This window comes from Xanthomonas nasturtii (genome assembly GCF_001660815.1).
GTDB lineage: Bacteria > Pseudomonadota > Gammaproteobacteria > Xanthomonadales > Xanthomonadaceae > Xanthomonas > Xanthomonas nasturtii.
In genome coordinates this window covers 40576-59967 of sequence record NZ_LYMI01000001.1, presented here as the reverse complement: position 1 = coordinate 59967, position 19392 = coordinate 40576, and the positions used below count along the sequence as shown (strand labels likewise).

17 protein-coding genes are annotated in these 19392 nt (G+C 64.8%); 5 read left to right on the top strand and 12 right to left on the bottom strand.

What is annotated here, in order from left to right:
• Positions 1 to 4: 4 nt before the first annotated feature.
• The 7 genes from ispD to A7D16_RS00245 all read right to left on the bottom strand — a co-directional run bounded on the left by ispD (position 5) and on the right by A7D16_RS00245 (position 6260).
• Positions 5 to 799 carry a 2-C-methyl-D-erythritol 4-phosphate cytidylyltransferase gene (gene ispD / locus A7D16_RS00275; protein WP_064628726.1) on the bottom strand — a complete coding sequence of 265 codons (795 nt, stop codon included), beginning with the start codon at positions 797 to 799 and terminating at the stop codon, positions 5 to 7.
• The gene (ftsB, locus tag A7D16_RS00270; protein WP_064628724.1) at positions 796 to 1161 is read right to left on the bottom strand and encodes a cell division protein FtsB; all 366 of its coding nucleotides are present in this window, start codon (positions 1159 to 1161) and stop codon (positions 796 to 798) included. Before ftsB ends, ispD begins: the two co-directional genes overlap by 4 nt.
• Positions 1162 to 1164: 3 nt before the next feature.
• Positions 1165 to 2457, bottom strand: coding sequence for a phosphopyruvate hydratase (gene eno, locus A7D16_RS00265; protein WP_064628723.1), 1293 nt, complete (start codon positions 2455 to 2457; stop codon positions 1165 to 1167).
• Positions 2458 to 2582: 125 nt separating this feature from the next.
• Positions 2583 to 2945: a hypothetical protein gene (locus A7D16_RS00260; RefSeq protein ID WP_095522201.1), complete on the bottom strand. Its 363-nt coding sequence runs from the start codon at positions 2943 to 2945 to the stop codon at positions 2583 to 2585.
• Complete coding sequence (kdsA, locus tag A7D16_RS00255; RefSeq protein ID WP_008571228.1) at positions 2942 to 3772, bottom strand: 3-deoxy-8-phosphooctulonate synthase; 831 nt, start codon at positions 3770 to 3772, stop codon at positions 2942 to 2944. Before kdsA ends, A7D16_RS00260 begins: the two co-directional genes overlap by 4 nt.
• Positions 3773 to 4177: 405 nt before the next feature.
• Positions 4178 to 5842, bottom strand: coding sequence for a CTP synthase (locus tag A7D16_RS00250; protein WP_064628721.1), 1665 nt, complete (start codon positions 5840 to 5842; stop codon positions 4178 to 4180).
• 175 nt (positions 5843 to 6017) lie between these two features.
• Positions 6018 to 6260 (bottom strand): hypothetical protein, encoded by a 243-nt coding sequence (locus tag A7D16_RS00245; protein ID WP_064628719.1) that lies wholly within the window; start codon positions 6258 to 6260, stop codon positions 6018 to 6020.
• Between the two features lie 164 nt (positions 6261 to 6424).
• On the opposite strand from A7D16_RS00245, the gene parE reads away from it, so the two are divergent.
• Entirely contained in the window at positions 6425 to 8314 is a 1890-nt protein-coding gene (parE, locus tag A7D16_RS00240) for a DNA topoisomerase IV subunit B (RefSeq protein WP_064628717.1), read from the top strand.
• A gap of 411 nt (positions 8315 to 8725) precedes the next feature.
• Complete coding sequence (locus tag A7D16_RS00235) at positions 8726 to 10237, top strand: S10 family peptidase (RefSeq protein WP_064628923.1); 1512 nt, start codon at positions 8726 to 8728, stop codon at positions 10235 to 10237.
• Between the two features lie 61 nt (positions 10238 to 10298).
• Here the strand turns inward: A7D16_RS00235 and A7D16_RS00230 are convergent, their stop codons facing one another.
• The 3 genes from A7D16_RS00230 to A7D16_RS00220 all read right to left on the bottom strand — a co-directional run bounded on the left by A7D16_RS00230 (position 10299) and on the right by A7D16_RS00220 (position 12932).
• Positions 10299 to 11060 carry a YdcF family protein gene (locus A7D16_RS00230; RefSeq protein ID WP_064628715.1) on the bottom strand — a complete coding sequence of 254 codons (762 nt, stop codon included), beginning with the start codon at positions 11058 to 11060 and terminating at the stop codon, positions 10299 to 10301.
• Positions 11061 to 11168: 108 nt separating this feature from the next.
• The gene (locus A7D16_RS00225; RefSeq protein WP_064628713.1) at positions 11169 to 12296 is read right to left on the bottom strand and encodes an inorganic phosphate transporter; all 1128 of its coding nucleotides are present in this window, start codon (positions 12294 to 12296) and stop codon (positions 11169 to 11171) included.
• 9 nt (positions 12297 to 12305) lie between these two features.
• Entirely contained in the window at positions 12306 to 12932 is a 627-nt protein-coding gene (locus tag A7D16_RS00220) for a DUF47 domain-containing protein (protein ID WP_064628711.1), read from the bottom strand.
• Between the two features lie 273 nt (positions 12933 to 13205).
• Here A7D16_RS00220 and A7D16_RS00215 point away from each other — a divergent pair, with 273 nt between their 5' ends.
• Positions 13206 to 14546 (top strand): hemolysin family protein, encoded by a 1341-nt coding sequence (locus A7D16_RS00215; RefSeq protein ID WP_064628709.1) that lies wholly within the window; start codon positions 13206 to 13208, stop codon positions 14544 to 14546.
• Positions 14530 to 15201, top strand: coding sequence for an exopolysaccharide biosynthesis protein (locus A7D16_RS00210; protein ID WP_064628707.1), 672 nt, complete (start codon positions 14530 to 14532; stop codon positions 15199 to 15201). Before A7D16_RS00215 ends, A7D16_RS00210 begins: the two co-directional genes overlap by 17 nt.
• Positions 15202 to 15396: 195 nt before the next feature.
• Here A7D16_RS00210 and A7D16_RS00205 read toward each other — a convergent pair whose 3' ends face one another.
• Together A7D16_RS00205 and A7D16_RS00200 are read right to left on the bottom strand one after the other, a co-directional pair.
• On the bottom strand, positions 15397 to 15897 hold the full coding sequence (locus tag A7D16_RS00205; protein ID WP_064628705.1) for a pyridoxamine 5'-phosphate oxidase family protein: 501 nt from the start codon (positions 15895 to 15897) through the stop codon (positions 15397 to 15399).
• Positions 15898 to 15957: 60 nt separating this feature from the next.
• Positions 15958 to 16959: an LLM class flavin-dependent oxidoreductase gene (locus tag A7D16_RS00200; RefSeq protein WP_064628703.1), complete on the bottom strand. Its 1002-nt coding sequence runs from the start codon at positions 16957 to 16959 to the stop codon at positions 15958 to 15960.
• An 895-nt stretch (positions 16960 to 17854) separates the two neighbouring features.
• Here A7D16_RS00200 and A7D16_RS00190 point away from each other — a divergent pair.
• Positions 17855 to 19264: an MFS transporter gene (locus A7D16_RS00190; protein ID WP_064628699.1), complete on the top strand. Its 1410-nt coding sequence runs from the start codon at positions 17855 to 17857 to the stop codon at positions 19262 to 19264.
• Positions 19265 to 19392 lie beyond the last annotated feature (128 nt).

Genomic DNA, 19392 nt, shown 5'->3' with positions numbered 1-19392 from the left:
AGTGTTAGATCTCTTCGGGACCGGGGACCAGGGACCGGGGACCGGGAAAAGCAGAGGCGGAACTCTCTGAACCGGATTGCAGCGGGTCCCGGGTCCCCGGTCCCCGGTCCCGATTGGCAAGTTCAAATTCGAAGCGCGCCAGATCCACCGGCGTGGTCACCTTGAAGTTGTCTTCGGCGCCTTCCACCAGCAATGGGCGCAAGCCCATCCGCTCCATCGCCATCGCTTCATCGGTGACGTCCACACCAGCCGCCGCGGCTTCGGTGAGCCCGCGGATCAGTTGATGGCGACGAAACAGTTGCGGTGTGAGCGCACGCCACAAGCGTTCGCGTGGTTCGGTACCGTCGATGCCGCCATCGTCGCCGGCACGCTTGAGCGTGTCGCGCACCGGTGCGGCCAGGATTGCACCGACCGGATCGCCGCGGCCGATTTCCAGCAGGCGGTCCAGATCGGCCAGGGCCAGATTCGGCCGTGCGGCATCGTGCACCAGCACGAAATCGTCGGCGCGCACGCTCTCGGGCAATGCCAGCAAGCCAGCCAGCACCGAGGCTGCGCGGGTCGCGCCACCCAGGCAGGTCAACACCGGTTTGGACTGCACGGCGGTCCAGCCGGGCCAGTCCGCATCGCCGGGGGCAATCGCCACCACGATGCCGGCTACGGCCGGATGCGCGGCCAACGCCGCCAGCGTGTAGGCCATCAATGGCTGACCGCCGGCATGCAAATATTGTTTGGGAAGCGGCCCGCCAAACCGCGTGCCGCGCCCAGCGGCCGGCACGATGGCCCAGATCGAACCGGTCATGGATGGTCCACCGGATCGGCGGAGGCAGGCGTTTGCTGTGCGGGGGCCGCTGTTTCAGGTGCTGCAGGTGCGGGCAGCGGCGCATCCTCGACCACGCGATAGAACGTTTCGCCCGGCTTGATCATGCCCAGCTCGCTGCGTGCGCGTTCTTCGATTGCCGCCTCGCCGTCCTTCAAATCCTTCACCTCTGCTGCCAACGCCTGGTTGCGTTGGCGCAGACCTTCGTTGTCCTGTGTCTGATGCGCGACCTGGGCTTCCAGCATCATGACTTCACCGGAATTCCCAGGCCCGAACCAGAAGCGGTACTGCAGCCACGCCAGCAGCACCGCCAGCACCAGCAGTAGCCAGCGCCAGTTGCGCACGGCTTATCGCTTGATCGAAACGAACGCGTCGCGGCCGGCGTAACGCGCGCCGGAGCCCAATGCCTGCTCGATGCGCAGCAGCTGGTTGTACTTGGCAACGCGGTCGCTGCGGCACAGCGAGCCGGTCTTGATCTGCGTGGCGGTGGTGGCCACGGCGATGTCGGCGATGGTGGTGTCTTCGGTTTCGCCCGAGCGGTGCGAGACGATGGAGGCGTAGTTGGCTGCGTGCGCCATGGCGATGGCTTCCAGCGTTTCGGTCAGCGTGCCGATCTGGTTGACCTTGATCAGGATCGCGTTGGCGGTGCCCGAGTCGATGCCCTGCTTGAAGATCTTCGGGTTGGTGACGAACAGATCGTCGCCCACCAGCTGCACCTTCTTGCCGACACGGTCGGTCAGCAGTTTCCAGCCGGCCCAGTCGTCCTCGGCCAGGCCGTCTTCGATGCTGATGATCGGGTACTGTGCCACCCAGTCGGCCAGGAAGTCGACGAACTGCTCGCTGGTCAGGCGCTTGTTCTCGCCGACCAGGTTGTACTTGCCGTTGTCGTAGAACTCGCTGGAGGCCACGTCCAGGCCCAGCAGGATGTCTTCGCCGGCGGTGTAACCGGCCTTGCCGATCGCTTCGAGGATGGTGTCCAGCGCTTCGACATTGCTGCGGAAGTCGGGTGCGAAACCGCCTTCATCGCCTACTGCCGTGCTCAGGCCGTGGCCCTTGAGCACCGACTTGAGCGAATGGAAGATTTCGGTACCGGCGCGCAACGCTTCGGAGAACGAGCTGCAGCCCACCGGCAGCACCATGAACTCCTGGAAATCGACGTTGTTGTCGGCATGCGCGCCGCCGTTGATGATGTTCATCATCGGCACCGGCAGCTTCACGTCGGACTCGGTGATGGTGGACAGGTACTGCCACAGCGGCTGCTTGCGCGAGGCAGCCACGGCATGCGCGGCGGCCAGCGACACACCCAGCAGCGCGTTGGCGCCCAGGCGGCCCTTGTTCTCGGTGCCGTCCAGATCGATCAGGCGACGGTCCAGACCCTGCTGGTCGGCCGCGTCGAAATTCTTCAGCGTCTCGGCGATGGTGCCGTTGACGTTGTCCACCGCATGACGCACGCCCTTGCCCAGGTAGCGGGTCTTGTCGCCATCGCGCAGCTCCACCGCTTCCTTGGTGCCGGTCGAGGCGCCCGAGGGCACGGCCGAGCGGCCGAACGAGCCGTCGTCCAGCGTGACTTCGGCCTCCAGCGTGGGATTGCCGCGGGAGTCGAGGATTTCGCGGGCGAGGATCTTGGCGATAGTGGTCATAGGTCGATCGGTTACCAGTAAAGGGGGAAGGACACCGGAAACAAGCTGCAGGATTATCGCTGCACACCGGTCCATTGCCAAATCGCATGGAGCCGGATGCATGGCAGGCTGGCGAGACTATGCAGCTAGGCCTTCAGGCCCAGCAGCGACAAGCAAAACAGCAGTAGCAAGAGCAGCAGCAGCGCCAAGCCCATGGCGGCAGCGCCCGGCTGGCGACGCAGCGAGAACGCGACCGGGCTGGCAACAAGACCGCCCAGCGTCACCAGCACGCCTACCAACAGCGTGACAAACATCGGAATGCGCGTGGCCTGCATGGCATGGTTGCCGTCGCCCGGCATGCCGATGCTGGCGGTCACCAGGAAGGCCATGACGGCCAGGCAGGCCCATGCAGCGAGCGACAGACCCAACGCCAACCAGCCCCAGGGCCACTGCCGCCAGTGCCGACGCTGGCGGCGCAACGCGGCCGCCGCCCAGGGGTCGGAACTCATGCGAAGCGCGCGAACCCGTGCTTCTTGGTGACCGCGTCCAGTTCCATCAGCGTTTCGAGCAGCTCTTCCATGCGGTCCAACGGCCACGCATTGGGGCCATCGGACAGCGCCTTGGACGGATCCGGATGGGTTTCGGCGAACAGGCCGGAAATACCGACCGCCACCGCTGCGCGCGCCAGCACCGGCACGAATTCACGCTGGCCACCGGAGCTGCTGCCCTGCCCGCCCGGCAACTGCACCGAGTGGGTGGCATCGAACACCACCGGGCACCCGGTGTCGCGCATCACGCTCAGCGAGCGCATGTCGCTGACCAGATTGTTGTAGCCAAACGAGGCGCCACGCTCGCAGACCATGATCTGCTCGTTGCCGGTTGACTTGGCCTTGTCCACCACCGGCTTCATGTCCCATGGCGCCAGGAACTGGCCCTTCTTGATGTTGACCGGCTTGCCGGCAGCGCAGACGTTCTTGATGAAATCGGTCTGGCGCACCAAAAAAGCCGGGGTCTGCAGCACATCGACGACGGCGGCCACTTCGTTCATCGGGGTGTATTCGTGCACGTCGGTGAGCACCGGCACGCCGATCTGCTTTTTCACTGCGTCCAGCACCTTCAGGCCTTCTTCCAGGCCGGGGCCACGGAAGCTGGTGCCGGAGGTGCGGTTGGCCTTGTCGAAGCTCGACTTGAAGATGAAGTTGACCCCGAGCTTGCCGGTGATCTCCTTGAGCTTGCCGGCCACGTCGAGCTGCAGCTGCATCGACTCGATCACGCAGGGGCCTGCGATCAGGAACAACGGCTGGTCGAGGCCGACTTCAAAGTCACACAGTTTCATCAGGTCACCTTATTTCGATTGAAGCCCCTCTCCCATCGGGAGAGGGGTTGGGGTGAGGGTATGGTTTGCGAAGTACTGCTGAAGCATGGTGGCTTGCCCTGGCTGGCGCGTAGCGACGCGCTCGTCATGGCTGCCACCTTCCAGTGCATTGCGGCGCACCCTCATCCGCCCCTACGGGGCATCTTCTCCCGGTGGGAGAAGGCGGTCGCCACCCGTTTTGGATCTGAGAACCCCTCTCCCGTCGGGAGAGGGGTTGGGGTGAGGGTACGGTTGCGAGGCACTGCTGAAGCAAGATGGTTTGCCTGGCAGGCGCATGGCGACGCGTTCATCAGGACCGTCATCTTCCGCCGTGTTACGGCGCTCCGGCGCTTCGCGCCACCTTCTCCCGACAGCGGAAGGAACAGCTCACGCACGCGCTTCCTTCAACAACTTGCCGCCCGCCTTCTTCTCACGCGCGGCGCGCACGAAGCCGATAAACAACGGGTGCCCGTCGCGCGGGGTGGACAAGAATTCCGGGTGTGCCTGGCAGGCCAGGAACCACGGGTGCGCGTCGCGCGGCAGTTCGACCACTTCCACCAGGGTGTCGTCCATCGACTTGCCGGAAATCACCAGACCGGCATCTTCCAGCTGGGTGCGGTAGCGGTTGTTGAACTCGTAGCGGTGGCGATGCCGCTCGGCCACCACGTCCTTGCCGTAGACCTCGCGCGCCAGGGTGCCCGGCTTGAGCCGCTGCTCCTGCAACCCCAGCCGCATGGTGCCGCCCAAATCGGACTTTTCGTCGCGCTTTTCGACTTCGCCGGTGGCGGTGCGCCATTCGGTGATCAGGCCGATCACCGGATGCGGCGACTGGCGATCGTTCTCGGTGCTGTTGGCCGCGTCCAGGTCGGCGACATGGCGCGCATAGTCCACCACCGCCGCCTGCATGCCGTAGCAGATGCCGAAGTACGGCACCTTGTGCTCACGCGCGTATCTGGAAGTCTGCACCTTGCCTTCGAAACCGCGATCGCCAAACCCACCCGGCACCAGAATGCCGTCGATGTCCTGCAAGGCGGCCATGTCGCTGCCTTCCAGATCCTGCGCTTCCAGCCACTTCAGGTTGACCTTGGTGCGCTGACGCAGGCCGCCATGACGCAGCGCTTCGGCCACCGACTTGTAAGCGTCCTGGTGATCGACGTATTTGCCGACCACGGCGATGTTGACCTCGTCCAGCGGATGCTTGACCGCATCCACCACCGCCGCCCACTCGGACAGATCGGCGGCAGCCACCTTGTCGCGCAGCTTGAACTGGTCGATGACCAACTCGTCCAGGCCCTGGCGCAGCAACTCCAGCGGCATGCCGTAGAGCACGTCGATGTCCGGGCAGCTGATCACGGCGCGCTCGGAAACGTTGGTGAACAAGGCGATCTTGCGGCGTTCCGAATCCGGCACCGCCTGTTCGGAGCGGCACAGCAGCACGTCCGGCTGGATACCGATAGAGCGCAGTTCCTTGACCGAATGCTGGGTGGGCTTGGTCTTCAACTCACCGGCCGCCGCGATGTACGGCACCAGGGTGAGGTGCATGAACATGGCCTTTTCGGCACCACGCTCGGTGCGCACCTGGCGGATCGCTTCCAGGAACGGCAACGATTCGATATCGCCAACGGTGCCGCCGATCTCGATCAACGCCACATCGAAGCCGGCCGTGGCCTCGTCGATGCAACGGCGGATTTCGTCGGTGATATGCGGGATCACCTGCACGGTGGCACCCAGATAGTCGCCGCGGCGCTCCTTGCGGATCACGTTCTCGTAGATGCGACCGGTAGTCACCGAGTTCTTGCGCGACAGCCGCGTGCGCACGTAGCGCTCGTAGTGGCCAAGGTCCAGGTCGGTTTCGGCACCGTCGTCGGTGACATACACCTCACCGTGCTGGAACGGGCTCATCGTGCCCGGGTCCACATTGATGTACGGGTCCAGCTTCATCATTGTGACCTTGAGGCCACGCGCTTCCAGAATGGAGGCAAGCGAAGCGGCGGCAATGCCCTTGCCTAGCGAGGACACTACGCCGCCGGTAACGAAAATCAGGGGGGTCATGGGGCTTGAAGCCTCCCGGAAAGCCATAGTTTAGCGGGTGATGGGCGAATGCCCAAGGGTTGTGTGACGAGGATGTCATCCCACACTGAAAAACGCCGGCCATGCAGGCCGCAAATGCAGACGCCCCGACCGTAGCCGGGGCGTCCATGTATCGAATGCCTGGTGCGCAGGAGAATCAGCGCGCAGGCTTCTCTTCTTCCTCTTCCTCGCGCGGTGCGCTGTCTGCCTTGGGCTTCTGCGCGGCAGCGGCGGCACGGCGCTCGGCCTTGCGCTCGGCTTCGCTCTTGGCTTTCGCGTCGTCGGCCTTCTGTGCGGTGGCGCCCTGCCCGGTCTGCTGCGGAGCTGCCTGGGCCATGGCGGGGAGCGCTGCGACTGCGGCCGCACCGAGGGTGAGCATCAGGATGTGCTTGAACTTCATGGCGTCCTCTTTGGCATCGGTGACATCCTCAGGTGGGGACGTTTCATTCCGAAACCAACGCCAGGGTAGCCAGTGCCACCCGGCCCCGCACTGAACGCCTGTCGCGTGCAAAAAATCGGCCCAGCCCCCACACTGGCGCGTCGTTTCACGTACCAACGAGATGCATGAACACCCGTTATAACGCCGCCGATATTGAAGTGCTGTCGGGCCTGGACCCGGTTAAACGCCGTCCTGGCATGTATACCGACACTGCGCGCCCGAACCATCTGGCGCAGGAAGTGATCGACAACTCGGTCGACGAGGCACTGGCCGGCCACGCCAAGCAGGTCGAGGTCACCCTGTACAAGGATGGCAGCTGTGAAGTCTCCGACGACGGCCGCGGCATGCCGGTGGACATCCATCCGGAAGAGAAGATTCCGGGTGTGGAACTGATCCTGACCCGGCTGCATGCCGGCGGCAAGTTCAACAACCGCAACTACACCTTCTCCGGCGGCTTGCATGGCGTGGGCGTGAGCGTGGTCAATGCGCTGTCGACCAAGGTCGAGCTGTTCATCAAGCGCGAAGGCAGCGAACACCGCATGGAGTTCCGCGACGGCAACGCTGCGTCCAAGCTGGAAGTGGTCGGCACCGTCGGCAAGAAGAACACCGGCACGCGGCTGCGTTTCTGGGCCGACCCGAAGTATTTCGACACGCCCAAATTCAACGTGCGTGCACTGCGCCACCTGCTGCGCGCCAAGGCTGTGCTGTGCCCCGGGCTGACCGTCAAGCTGCATGACGAAGCGACCGGCGAGCAGGATAGCTGGCACTTCGAAAACGGCCTGCGCGATTACCTGAAAGGCGAGATGGCCCAGCACGAGATGCTGCCGGCCGAGCTGTTCGTGGGCAGCCTCAAGAAAGACACCGAGATCGTCGACTGGGCCGCGGCCTGGGTGCCGGAAGGCGAGCTGGTGCAGGAAAGCTACGTCAACCTGATTCCCACCGCGCAGCACGGCACCCACGTCAACGGCCTGCGCTCGGGCCTGACCGATGCGCTGCGCGAGTTCTGCGATTTCCGCAACCTGCTGCCGCGTGGCGTCAAGCTGGCGCCGGAAGATGTGTGGGACCGCGTCACCTTCGTGCTCAGCCTGAAGATGACCGACCCGCAGTTCTCCGGGCAGACCAAGGAGCGGCTGTCGTCGCGCCAGGCCGCCGGCTTCATCGAAGGCGCCGCGCACGATGCCTTCAGCCTGTACCTGAATCAGAACGTGGAGATCGGCGAGAAGATCGCGCAGATCGCCATCGACCGCGCCAGTGCTCGGCTGAAGACCGAAAAGCAGATCGTCCGCAAGAAAGTGACCCAGGGCCCGGCCCTGCCCGGCAAACTGGCCGATTGCATCAGCCAGGATCTGTCGCGCACCGAACTGTTCCTGGTCGAAGGCGATTCTGCCGGCGGCTCGGCCAAGCAGGCGCGCGACAAGGATTTCCAGGCGATCCTGCCGCTGCGCGGCAAGATCCTCAACACCTGGGAAGTGGCCTCCGGCAGCGTACTGGCCTCGGAAGAAGTGCATAACCTGGCGATCGCGATCGGCTGCGACCCGGGCAAGGACGACATCACCGGGCTGCGCTACGGCAAGGTGGTGATCCTGGCCGATGCGGACTCCGACGGCCTGCATATCGCCACGCTGTTGACGGCGCTGTTTTTGCAGCATTTCCCCGCCTTGGTTGCGGCTGGCCATGTGTTCGTGGCGATGCCGCCGCTGTTTCGCGTGGACGTGGGCAAGCAGGTGTTCTACGCGCTGGACGAAGAAGAAAAGACCACGCTGCTGGACAAGATTGCGCGCGAGAAGATGAAGGGCCAGATCAGCGTCACCCGCTTTAAGGGCCTGGGCGAGATGAATCCGCAGCAGTTGCGCGAATCCACCATCCACCCGGACACGCGCCGGCTGGTGCAGCTCACCATCGACGACGGCGAACAGACCCGTTCGTTGATGGACATGCTGCTGGCGAAAAAGCGCGCCGGCGACCGCAAGCAGTGGCTGGAAACCAAGGGCGATTTGGCGTCGCTGGAAGTCTAAAAGTCAGAAGCTCAAGGCACTTCCCCCTGCGGGGCGAAAAGGCAGGGCTGGCACGCTATTGGCGCGCGTGACTTGAAGCGCCCGCGCCCATAGCGGGGTTGCAGTGGGGGTACGCGGCGAAGCCACTGTGGAATTAGTCGCACGCGGCTTCGCCCGTGCCCTCATCCGCCCCTGCGGGGCACCTTCTCCCGGGGGGAGAAGGGAGTGGCATCGGTCTTCTTTTAGGTCGATGCGTGTTTCAGCGGACCGCGCAGACCTCACCTTTCAGGTCAGACGGCGCCTTGCCGCAGCACATCCGGCTCCAAGCCAAGCATGCTGCATCGGTCAACGCGCCATCCATGCCTTCCTGCACATCCACCGGGCTCTGCAGCGGCCTAGCATCAGCGCTCCCCTGTTCCGGCGTCGATGCTCATGCCCTTATTTTTCCGTGCAAGCCTGCTGGCCTGCCTCCTGCTCAGCGGGGCGGCGCTGGGAGCTGCGCCAGATAAAGACGATCGTCAAAGCGACTCCAGCAGCGAGGAGAAAGCCGATGCGTCGGCGTCCAAGCCTGCACCGCTGCCGGCTGATGTCAGCGTGCGCCAAAGCACGCGTGTGGCCGGCCGCAGCCTGAGCTATACCGCTACGGTCGGCACGCTGCCGGTACGCGATGCGCAGGGCAAGACCACCGGCGACGTGGTGTTCACCGCCTACACCGTCGATGGCAATGACCGTCCGGTGACCTTCGCGTTGAATGGTGGGCCGGGCGCCTCCTCGGTGTACCTCAACATGGGCGCGATCGGGCCGAAGATTGTCGGCTTCGGCGCCGAAGGCGACAGTGCGTCGGCACCGGTAACGCTGCGCGACAACCCGGGCACCTGGCTGGACTTCACCGACCTGGTCTTCATCGACCCGGTGGGCACCGGCTTCAGCCGCGCATTGATCGGCGACGACGATGCCAAGAAACAGTTCTACAACCCGCAGGCGGATGTGGAATATCTCTCGCGCGTGATCTACGACTGGCTGCTCAAGAATCGCCGCCTGCAGGCGCGCAAGTATCTGGTGGGCGAAAGCTACGGCGGCTTCCGCGGCCCGCGCATCACCCATTTCCTGCAGACGCGGCTGGGCGTGGCGATGAACGGCGTGGTGCTGGTGTCGCCGTTTCTCAACCCGACCCTGGACGACAACGGCGATGTTTCCCCGCTGGCGTGGATGCTGACACTGCCCTCCATCGCTGCTGCGCATCTGGAGCGCCAGGGCCAGCTCAGCGACAGCGCCATGCGCCAGGTGATCGACTACACGCGCGGCGACTACGCGGTGGCGTTGATGAAGGGACGCAGCGACCCGCAGGCGACCGAAGCGATGCTGCGGCAGGTGACCCGCATGACCGGGCTGGACCCGGCGTATGTGCGGCGTTCCGGCGGACGTCTGGAAACCCAGGCGTATCTGCGCGAGGTGTTTCGCGACAAGGGCGAGCTGGGCAGCCGTTACGACTCCAACGTGACCGCCTTCGACCCGTTCCCCAACGATGCCGAACAACGCGCCAACGACCCGCTGCTGGACAGCATCATCGCGCCGACCACCACCGCGATGGTGGACTTCGTCACCCGCGTGGTCGGCTGGAAGGTCGACGCGCGTTATCAAGCGCTCAATTACGACGTCAACAAGCTGTGGGACTGGAACGACGAACTGCGCAAGGGCGCGGTAACGCAACTACGCCAATCGGTGGCCATCGACCCGGAACTGCGCGTATTGATTGCGCACGGCTGGAACGATCTCTCCTGCCCGTTCATGGGCTCGGTGCTGACCGTGGACCAGATGCCGGCGATGGGCGACCCCACGCGCGTGCAAGTGCGCGAGTATCCGGGTGGTCACATGTTCTACAACCGCGCCGACAGCCAGGCCGCGTTCCGTCGCGACGTCAAGGCGATGTACGAAACGCGCTGAGCGCATGCAGCGCCGGACGTACTGGTGACCTCCGGCAATGGAGCGAGCGTGTCGTGACGCTTTAGACCGCGCCGGGCTCGGTCGCCTTCACGTTCCAGCCCAACCACTGGTAAAGCCGATACCGCGCGATGCCCAGATATTCGTGCAAGGCGACATCGGCCAGGGTGAAGTTGTAGCTCTGCGGCAGGATCGACCAGGTGGCGGTCAGCCAGTCGGCGCGCACCGGAGTGGCATCGATCCCGAAGTGGCGGAAGTACAGCGCGGCGCGGCGCAGATGCGTGGCCGAGGACACCAGCACGACGCGATCGGGCCGGTGCGCGCGCAGCAAGGATTGACTGAACTGCGCGTTCTGCCAGGTGTTCATGCTGGACGGCTCCATGACCAGATCCGCCTGATCGATCCCCAGCCCGATCAGCACGCGCTGATACACCACCGCCTCCGACAGGCCCAGGCCACGTGCGTCGCCGCCGCTGATCTCGATCTTGCAATCGCCACCGCTGCGGCGACATTGCCGGTACAGCCGCGCCGATTCGACGATACGACCATATGCGAACATGTTGGCCTCGGCCACCGCATCGCGGCCTTCCGGACGCACGGTACCGGCGCCCAGCAGCACGATGACGTTGCGCGCGCGCCAGCCATTGAAATCGTTGACCCCGGTGCGTTGCAGGTTCTGCAGCATCCACGATGGCAGCGGCCCGCAGCCGACCGCGAACACCAACACCAGGCTTGCGCCGGCCAGTACACGCGAGAACCGACGCAAGCCGCGACGGTCGATCAACCAGGCCAAGCCGAACAACACGCACACCAGTGCAAGCATCATCGCGGAAGGTTCTCACTCAGCACGCACAGGCAGACCCGGTCACGGCAGGTCCCCAGCGCAATAACAGCGCAGCGTGACAGCGGCGCGTGACCGCGCCGCGACACCGGCTCAGGTCCAGCCAAGCAGCTCGAACAGCATCAGGATCAGGTACGCCACACCGCCGGCGGCCGGGATGGTCAGGATCCAGGCCCAGACGATGCGCTCGATCACGCCCAGGCGCAGCGAGCGCGGGTTCTTGGCAAAGCCCACGCCCATGATCGCGGTGGAAATGCTGTGCGTGGTCGACACCGGCATGCCGAAGTGCGCAGCAACGGTAAGCACCGTCGCAGAGCTGGTTTCGGCGGCAAAGCCGTGGATGGGATGCAGCTTGACCATCTTGTGGCCGAGCGTCTTGATGATCTTCCAGCCGCCGGAGGCAGTGCCGGCGGCCATCACCACCGCGCAGGTCAGCACGATCCACATCGGGATGCCGTCGCCGGCGGCCAGGCCGGTGCCCGGATGCAGGAACGACAGCCAGCTTGGCAGATCGTCCAGCGCGCCGGCCGACTGCCCGCCGATCAGGGTCATGGCGATGATGCCCATGGTCTTCTGCGCGTCGTTGTGGCCGTGCGCGTAGCCCATGTACGCGGCCGAGGCGATCTGCGCCTTGCCGAAGAACGCATTGACCCAGCGCGGCCGCGCCAGCCGCCCGATCGGGCCGCCCAGCTTGGACATGCCGGCGATGATCGCCCACAGCAGCAGCATCACCACGATCCCGAGCAAAAAGCCGGCGATCGGCGAGGTGATCATCGGTACGAACACCTTCCACAACAGGCCCTTGTTCTTGGCCCAGTTGCCGATGTTTTCCGACCAGATCAGCGCGTCCCAGTTGTTGTGCGCCGCGGCCAGGCCGGCGCCGCACAGGCCACCGATCAAGGCGTGCGAGGACGAGGACGGCAGGCCCTTCCACCAGGTGATCAGGTTCCAGATGATGCCGCCCAGCAAGGCGCACAGGATCACCTGCGGGGTGACTTCGACCACATTGGTGTTGAGCAGGCCCGAGGCAATGGTCAGTGCAACGGCGGTGCCGGTCAGCGCGCCGATCAGGTTCATGCCGGCGGCCAGCATCACCGCCCAACCGGGCGAGAGCACCTTGGTGGCGACCACCGTGGCGATGGAGTTGGCGGTGTCGTGGAAGCCGTTGATGAACTCGAACACCAACGCGGCCAGGATCACCACCAGAACAAGGGTAAGCACGCGGCGACCTCAGCTGTTCTTCAACACGATCTGGTACACCACCACCCCTGCCTCGCGGCAACGGTCGATGGCTTTTTCCAGGATCTCGAAGAACTCCTTGAGCAGGAACATCTGCAGCGTGTCCAGGCGGCCGGAATAGATGTCGCGGTACAACTCCAGCATCAGCCGGTCGGCTTCGTTTTCGAGCATGCGCAGCTTGTCGTTGAGCGCGGTCATGCGGTCGATGTTCATGTCCGGCAGGTCGGCCACCATTTCCACCACCACCGCGGCGGCCTGCTCCAGCATCGCCGCGCGCGGGGCGAAGTCGATGTGTTCCAGGTGCTTGGTCGCCAGCGAATAGCGGTCGGCAAATTTTTCGACCTGCTTGGGAATCTTGTACAACGCCGAACCCAGCGCTTCGATGTCTTCGCGCTCGATCGGGGTCATGAAGCTGTCCACCAGCGCCTGGCCGATCTTGTCGGAGGCGGCGCGTTCGCGCAGGCGGGCCAGCTTGAAGGCGTCCAGCGCGGGTTGGCGGTCGGACGCGCGCATCATGGCGTGCAACGCCTTGGTGCTGTCGTAGGCGGCCTGCGCCGCTTCGTTCAGAAGCGAATAGAACTGCTTGCCGGAACCGAAGATGGTCTGCAACGAGAACATGGGTGGACAACTTCCTGCCGTCGAGGGAGAGACGGACGCCAAGCGCGAATTATGACCGTTCCATGACCTCTCTGGGTATCTCGCGCCCGGAGCGGCCTTCACATCGGCATTTCCCGGCTCGAACCACCCTGTGGTTTGGTAACATGCCCGCGCGCCTTCGGGCGCACCCTATGGAAGACGACCCTATCCCCCCGTGTTGCCGCCCGGCCTGTGCGCCCGCCGGTAGCCCCTGCGCTCCCCCGCCCTCCCCTTCACTGACCGGGGAAGACGCCCGTGGTTGAGTTTCTGATTGTTGTCGCACTGATTCTGTTGAACGGCTTCTTCGCCATGTCGGAGATGTCGTTGATGACCTCGCGCAAGAGCCGCCTGAAGCAGATGGCCGGCTCCAGCAAGCGCGCCGCGCGCGCCCTGGCATTGGCCGAAAGCCCGGAAAACTTCCTGTCCACGGTCCAGATCGGCATCACCCTGATCGGCATCCTGACCGGCGTGTTCGGCGGCGAAGCGATCGGTGAGGCCATTGCCAGCTGGCTGCAGGGCGTGTTCCCGGCGTTGTCGGCCTCGTTCGAACTGGTCGGCAAGCCGCGGCCCTATTCGGTGGTGATCGGCAGCACCCTGGCCGTGGCCTTGATCACCTTCCTGACGCTGATCTTCGGCGAGCTGGTACCCAAGCGGCTGGCGCTGCGCAATTCCGAAGACATTGCCGGGGTGGTCGCGGTGCCGATGGCGTGGCTGGCCAAAATTGCCGCACCCGGGGTGTGGGTGCTGGCGCGCTCCACCCGGCTGGTGCTGCGCATGCTGGGCATGGGCAAGGACGAGTCGGCGTCGGTGACCGAAGAAGAGATCCGCATGCTGGTGGCCGAAAGCCACGAGGCCGGCGTGATCGACGCGCACGAGCGCGACATGATGAATCGCGTGATGCGGCTGGGCGACCGCACCGCCGACAGCCTGATGACGCCGCGCAACCGCATCGCCTGGCTGGATGCCAACGCCGAGCCGGAGCGTAACTTCGCGGTCATGCGCGAGCACGAATTTTCGCGTTACCCGGTATACCGCGGCAGCGACCAGGACATTGCCGGCGTGCTGGAAGTCAAATCGCTGGTCACGCGCCTGGGCGGGCACGGCGAAAATCTGTTCCAGGCCCTGCGCGACACCTTGTTCGTCTCCGAATCCACGCACGCGATGAAGCTGCTGGAGATCTTTCGCGAAGAACAGCAGTCGATGGCGCTGGTGGTCGACGAATACGGCGAAATCCGCGGCCTGGTGACCATCAGCGACCTGATGGGCGCGGTGGTCGGCCGGCTGCAGGCGGTGGAAAACACCGACGAAGATGCGCTGGTGGTGACGCGCGCGGACGGCTCGCTGCTGATCGATGGCTCGCTGCCGGTGGAAGAGCTGCGCGAGGTGCTTGGCGCGGAGTTGCCGGAGGCCGACGAAGGCGATTACCACACGCTGGCAGGCCTGTGCATCTACTACTTCGGGCGCATTCCGCAGGCCGGCGAATTCTTCGATTGGGCCGGCTGGCGTATCGAGATCGTGGACCTGGATGGCGCGCGCGTGGACAAGCTGCTGCTGAGCCGTATCGGCGACGAGGACAGCGATGACATCGTCGGATAACGGCGTGCCGCCATCCGACGATTCCGGCGACGAGCAGATGCGCTACCGCAACGAAGGCATCCGCAGCCTGCTGGCGGCCTTCAGCGACGGCGACCCGGAACAGGTGCTGCGCGTGCGCGACATCCTGGCCGACCTGCAGCAGAGCGCGTTCGGGGTGTTTTTGTTCCTGGCGATCCTGCCGTCGTTCATCCCGATTCCCGGCGTGGCCGGCGGCATCAGCGGCCCGCTGACGGTGCTGATCGGCGTGCAGATGATGTGCTGCCTGCGCAAGCCGTGGGTGCCGCGCTTCATCGGCGAACGTGGGCCGCGCCGTCGCACCAGCCAGCGCTTCGTGGCCAAATTGGGCCCGACGCTGCAACGCCTGGATCGCCTGCTCAAGCCGCGCCTGCACGGCATGCTGGACCGGATGCCGGCGCAGGTGTTCACCGGCTTGCTGCTGGTGCTGGTCGGCATCTTGCTGACGCTGCCGATCCCGTTCACCAACTACATTTTCGGATTGATCCTGCTGCTGTTTGCGCTGGCCCTGCTCGAGCGCGATGGCGCGTTGATGCTGGTGGGCTGGGCAGCTGCATTGATCTCGGTGGCCGTGTTCGGCGTCACCTCCGACCAGCTGGTGGATCTGATTCGCGACTGGTGGCCGGCGGCCTGGAGATAGGGCTGCAGTGGCTGCACGGTGTGTAACGTGTGTGGCCACGCGTTTTCCAGTGCTGCAAGAGATGGTTGCATCAGGCCTGGCTGGCTATACAGCACGTGGGCCTTTGTAACGCATCGCAGCATTGCATCCTCGGCGACCCCTCTCCCGCGGGGAGAGGGGCTTACGCGCCGTGCGGCGCGGTGGCAGACTCGGGCGTTACTTCAGATCGACCACGCGGTTGTCCGAGAGGCTGGCGGTGTCATCGGTCACTGCCGTCATCACGAAATACAGCGCCTTGCCAAGCAAGCCGCTGGGGCCATCCCAGTATTCGGCCGATTCGGCGCGCACGTGGATCAAACGCAGGTTCGGGTCGTCCTTGCCGCCCGGAAAAAATACCTTCATCGCCGGCGACCACAGTTCGTCGATCTTGGCGCGGTCGTGGACCACGCGTGCGGTGCCGGCCACCGATACATAGGTATTTTTCGACGCCGAGGCATACGCCACATTGACGCGCGGGTCGGCGGCGATTTCCGCCACTTTCGGGCTGTCGGCGGCGGTGGCGAACCACAGGTCGCCATCGAATTCGACTTCCTGCGTGCCCAGCGGGCGGCTCACCAGTTTGCCGTCGGCCGACACGGTGGTGAACATCGCGATGTCCACGCCGCGAATCAACGCGGCCAACTGCTTGATGCTCTCGCTGCGTTCCTGAAATTGCATGCGGGTGTTCCCAATGGATGTGCACGCATCACAACGGATCGCCGCGCAAAGCGACGTGAATCACGCTGTGGTCACGTCCAGCTCGCGGCATGCCGCAGCGGCGATTTCGAAGGAACGCAACCGCGCGGCATGGTCGTAGATGTTGGCGGTGAACAACAGTTCGTCGGGGCGATGACGCTCGATGAAATCGACCACGCCCTGCCCGATCTGTTCGGCATCGCCAAGCACCGTGCAGGCCAGCGCGCGCTCCACACCCAAACGCTCATGCGGCTGCCAGAAGCTGTCGATGTCATCGATCGGCGGCGGAATCTTGCCCGGCTTGCCGCGCCGCAGATTGACGAAGCTCTGTTGCTGGGTGGTGAACAGACGACGTGCCTGCGCTTCGGTGTCGGCTGCCACCACGTTCAAGGCCAGCATCACGTGCGGCTTGGCCTGCTGTGCGGACGGGCGGAATTCGCGGCGATAGATCGCCACCGCTTCGTCCATCGCGTCGGGTGCGAAGTGCGAGGCGAACGCGAACGACAATCCCATCGCTGCCGCCAGGCGTGCGCTGAACAGGCTCGAACCCAGCAGCCAGACCGGCACGTTCAGCCCCGCACCGGGCACGGCTTGCACCAACTGCCCTGGCACCGCCGGCGCGAAATAGCGCATCAGTTCGGCCACGTCCTGCGGGAAGTGGTCGGCGCTGTCGAAATAACGGCGCAAGGCGCGTGCGGTGGGCTGGTCGGTACCGGGCGCGCGGCCCAGGCCCAGGTCGATGCGCTGTGGATACAGCGAGGCCAGCGTGCCGAATTGTTCGGCGACCTGCAGCGGTGCGTGATTGGGCAGCATGATGCCGCCGGCGCCCACGCGAATGGTCGTGGTGCCGCCGGCGACATGGCCGATCAACACCGCGGTGGCGGCGCTGGCGATGCCCGGCATGTTGTGGTGTTCGGCCAGCCAGTAACGCTGGTAGCCCCAGCGCTCGGCGTGCTGGGCCAGATCGAGCATGTTGGCGAAGGCGTGGGTGGTGTCGCTGCCTTCGCAGACCGGCGCCAGATCGAGCACGGAAATGGGGGGCATCGGATGATTCCGGGAAAGAATGATGTGCAAGAGATGGGGCTGCCCGGGCGGCATTGCCAGCCGCCTGGCGGGTGCTGAGGGGATTACAGCATTCCAGGAGTCGGACAACGGGGGGCTGAGTAGTGGTAGATGCGTTGTTGAGCTTGGCGAGGGCGAGGGTGAGGGTGAGGGTGAGGGTGAGGGTGAGGGTGAGGGTGAGGGTGAGGGTGAGGGTGTTGCGGGTGCTGGTCGGGTGCGGCGCATGGGTGATGTGACGGCCTGTTCGCGCTGGCTTCGCTTCCGTGGGTGCAGGTGCAGGTGCGAGTACGGAGTCGGCGTCGGCGTCGGCGTCGGAGTGCAATTGCATCATTTCGATACCAGGCGCCTCTGCATGCATGCCGGGGCGCCGCAATGAGGCGGAGTGCTTCGTGGCCTGCTCGACTCTCGGCACAGGGACCCTCACCCCAACCCCTCTCCCGCAGGAGAGGGGCTTTTATCCTTCTCCCATCGGGAGAAGGTGGCGCATAGCGCCGGATGAGGGTACGGGCGAAGCCTGGTGGACGTTGAATGCACGAGGGTTCCGCTCGGCGTCCTCTCCCCCTCTCCCCCTCTCGCGCGCCGGTCCGCGCTTGTGCCGCGGGGGCACTCCAAAGCATGTGCACCGGGCGCGCACACCGTGCCCTCTTGCCCCGGGCGAGAGGTCTATTACGTGAGCGCGTTGGTGGTCGGTGCTGACTGAGCGTGCTGTCCGTTGGTTTTGGTGTGGGTGTGGTTGCTGCCCTTGCCGCTACCCGCACGTTCACGCCCAGCGCCATCGCGCTTGCAGACGAACCCTTTGACTGCTCGACGAAGCGTGGCCGCTGTGAGATCTGGACGCTGGCTATGATGGCGCCACCCTGTCTACGCCTGTCTGCCCATGTCCCCGATCGACGCACCTGCCGTTGCACCGCCCTCGCCTTCTGCACTGATTGCAGCGCGGATCGATCGCTTGCCGGCGAGTGCCACGCTATGGCGGTTGGTAGGGTTGCTGGCGCTGGGCGGGTTCTTCGAGTTGTACGACCTGTTCCAGACCGCCTACATCAGCCCCGGGCTGATCCGTGATGGCATTTTTGCCAGCGGTGCGGACGGGGCGTTCGGCATGTCCGATCAGGCGGCCTTTGCAGCGGCTACCTTCTTTGGCTTGTTTGTGGGTGCCGCGCTGTTGAGTCCGTTCGCCGACCGGTTCGGGCGTCGGCCAGTGTTTACCTTCGCCTTGATCTGGTACACCGCCGCCACCGTGGCGATGGGTCTGCAAAGCACCGCCACCGGTGTGATCGTGCTGCGTTTTGTGGTCGGCATCGGATTGGGGATCGAGCTGGTGACCATCGACACCTATCTGTCCGAACTGGTGCCGCGGCACATGCGCAGCGCGGCGTTCGCGTTTGCGTTCTTCGTGCAGTTTCTGGCGGTGCCCACCGTCGCACTGACCGCGTGGATGCTGGTGCCGCATGCACCACTGGGCGTGAGCGGCTGGCGTTGGGTGGTATTGCTCAGCGGTGTATTTGCGCTGGGGATCTGGTGGCTGCGCAGCCGCTTGCCCGAATCGGCACGCTGGCTGGCCGCACAAGGCCGGCATGCGGAAGCGGATGCAGTGGTGACAGCACTGGAGGCGCGCTGCCTGCACGACGTTGGCACCCCATTGCCCGAGCCACAGGTCGCCGCAGCCTCGCCTGCCGGCGACATGCCAAGCACGCTGCTGTGGCGCGCGCCGTATCGTGGGCGCATCGGCATGCTGGTGGTGTTCCATGTGTTCCAGGCGATCGGCTTCTTCGGTTTCGGCAACTGGCTGCCGGCGCTCATCTCGGCGCAGGGCACCGCGGTGACCAAGAGCCTTGCGTATTCCTTTGCGATCTCGTTGGCTTACCCGCTGGCGCCGCTGCTGTTGCTGCGCTTTGCACAGCGCTGGGAAAACAAATGGCAGATCACCGCATCGGCGCTGGGGGCGGTCCTGTTCGGCGGGCTGTTCGCGTTGCAGCATGAGGCTGTCGGCATGGTGCTGTGCGGAGCGATGATTGCGTTCTGCAATGCGTGGATGAGCTTTGCCTACCACGGGTATCAGGCCGAACTGTTCCCGACCGGGCTGCGCGCGCGTGCGGTGGGCTTTTGCTATTCGTTCAGTCGCCTCTCCACGGCGGTGAGCAGCGTGCTGATCGGCTGGTTGCTCGCGCAGGTCGGCAGCCATGGCGTGCTGGCCTTCATCGCGCTCAGCATGTCGATCGTGGCGAGCGTGATTGCGCTGTTCGGCCCACGCACGCGCAATCGTGCGCTGGAAGATATTGCCGGCTAAGCGCAGCTAACGAAACAACCCTGTAATGCCAAGCTGGGGGGCCATGAGCACGGTGCGCACACTGCGGTGGCGTAGGTGCGCAGCGCTACGCGCTGTCGATGCAGGCATGACGATTGCTCGACACGTTT

Bases quoted from the DNA above. Each gene is read 5' to 3' on its own strand.
- A7D16_RS00190 (WP_064628699.1), top strand. From the start codon at position 17,855: ATGTCCCCGATCGACGCACCTGCCGTTGCACCGCCCTCGCCTTCTGCA.
- A7D16_RS00210 (WP_064628707.1), top strand. From the start codon at position 14,530: ATGACATCGTCGGATAACGGCGTGCCGCCATCCGACGATTCCGGCGAC.
- parE (WP_064628717.1), top strand. From the start codon at position 6,425: ATGAACACCCGTTATAACGCCGCCGATATTGAAGTGCTGTCGGGCCTG.
- A7D16_RS00205 (WP_064628705.1), bottom strand. From the start codon at position 15,897: ATGCAATTTCAGGAACGCAGCGAGAGCATCAAGCAGTTGGCCGCGTTG.
- A7D16_RS00220 (WP_064628711.1), bottom strand. From the start codon at position 12,932: ATGTTCTCGTTGCAGACCATCTTCGGTTCCGGCAAGCAGTTCTATTCG.
- A7D16_RS00235 (WP_064628923.1), top strand. From the start codon at position 8,726: ATGCCCTTATTTTTCCGTGCAAGCCTGCTGGCCTGCCTCCTGCTCAGC.
- eno (WP_064628723.1), bottom strand. From the start codon at position 2,457: ATGACCACTATCGCCAAGATCCTCGCCCGCGAAATCCTCGACTCCCGC.
- A7D16_RS00230 (WP_064628715.1), bottom strand. From the start codon at position 11,060: ATGATGCTTGCACTGGTGTGCGTGTTGTTCGGCTTGGCCTGGTTGATC.
- kdsA (WP_008571228.1), bottom strand. From the start codon at position 3,772: ATGAAACTGTGTGACTTTGAAGTCGGCCTCGACCAGCCGTTGTTCCTG.
- A7D16_RS00245 (WP_064628719.1), bottom strand. From the start codon at position 6,260: ATGAAGTTCAAGCACATCCTGATGCTCACCCTCGGTGCGGCCGCAGTC.
- A7D16_RS00200 (WP_064628703.1), bottom strand. From the start codon at position 16,959: ATGCCCCCCATTTCCGTGCTCGATCTGGCGCCGGTCTGCGAAGGCAGC.
- A7D16_RS00260 (WP_095522201.1), bottom strand. From the start codon at position 2,945: ATGAGTTCCGACCCCTGGGCGGCGGCCGCGTTGCGCCGCCAGCGTCGG.
- A7D16_RS00250 (WP_064628721.1), bottom strand. From the start codon at position 5,842: ATGACCCCCCTGATTTTCGTTACCGGCGGCGTAGTGTCCTCGCTAGGC.
- ispD (WP_064628726.1), bottom strand. From the start codon at position 799: ATGACCGGTTCGATCTGGGCCATCGTGCCGGCCGCTGGGCGCGGCACG.